General features: G+C 61.9%; 1 protein-coding gene. It reads left to right on the plus strand.

The genetic code is table 11. The features are described 5' to 3' along the window. Window positions 1-196, plus strand: a 196-nt coding sequence (locus tag AC1DEY_RS23570) for a homocysteine S-methyltransferase family protein (protein WP_476870113.1), incomplete at its 5' end; no start/stop codon positions are given. Between the last annotated feature and the right edge of the window lie 971 nt (window positions 197-1167).

Here is a 1167-nt window from a genome sequence, read left to right on the forward strand (position 1 = left end):
GAGCCCGTCAGGCCCCGATAGTAAACAGCCCGCAAGCCTTGCGGAGGGAACGCCAATCTGGCGTGAACTTGGTGCCCGGCTCGTTGGCGGGTGCTGTCGAACTACCCCCCAGGATATTGCCGCCGTGACGGCGCTGTCAGAAAGTTACAAACCTGGATATCGACCGGTTGGTGCTGCTGGCGCAAGGAACTTCTGACGCGTCACGAACTTGGCCTCTACGCAGTTAACCTGAGTGGCGATGTCCCATATTGAGTAACGATGTAACGGGATCTTTGCAGCAGCACCGATGCTTCTCAGCCCACAGTCACAGATTCACACCTAGGGAAGTTCTCGCGGCGGGGGAGCGGACGGAACGTGTTGCGCTTCAGGACCGGCTTGCGGACACGTCTGACGGGCAGTTGCGCAGCGCCCGAGGCGCGCAAAGAAGGGCCGCGCCCCTGCGGTCTGGGATGTGGCTGGCGGCCGGAATGCTCTGAAACGGCGAATTTGCGGTGTGTGTACATTGTCCACACTTCCGCCTTCGGATCGAGTCGTATGTGGGTCGGATCGGGCCGGACCTCGCATGTTCCCGGGGGCGTCCAGTGTTTGCAGGGGAGTGAATGCAGTTCGAGCCCCACCTCGGCACAGCGTTCCCACTCGTCAGAGGGGGTTTTGCTTTAACGTGTGTACCTTCACCGCACGCCATGGACTGCGTGGACAATGCCAGAAGCGTCCACGGCGGGCGGTGTGCGGGACCGGGGCCTTCTTCCGTGGCCGTGCTGGTCCGTTGATCAGTCATACCCATCCAACACTGGATTCGCGGTTTTCGACATGACTGCCAGAGCGTGCTCTACCACCACCCCGGCTCGTCTCTATTTCTCTGGCGTGCCGTCAGACAGCGGCATCGAGGGCGATGAGCGGCCGGGCGTGAGTGGTCGGAGGCGAGGGCGCCGGTCGCCGTCGTCGGAGATATCCGGCGTCGGACGTCCTGTGCTTTTTGATCGTTCCGGTGTCGACCGGGAGTCTCCCTAGGGCCCCGGGGGAGCTGACCTGGTCGGACTGCCATTCACGAAGTATCCGTTTTTGCGTTTCGGTTGAGCTGCCTAAATGGAACAGTTTGGCCGGCGGGGCATAAGCGAATCCGGAATCCCGGCGTCAGTAGAGGATTTTCCGGTCTGGGGGCGGGTG

It is taken from the genome of Arthrobacter sp. 05T47 (assembly GCF_056395825.1).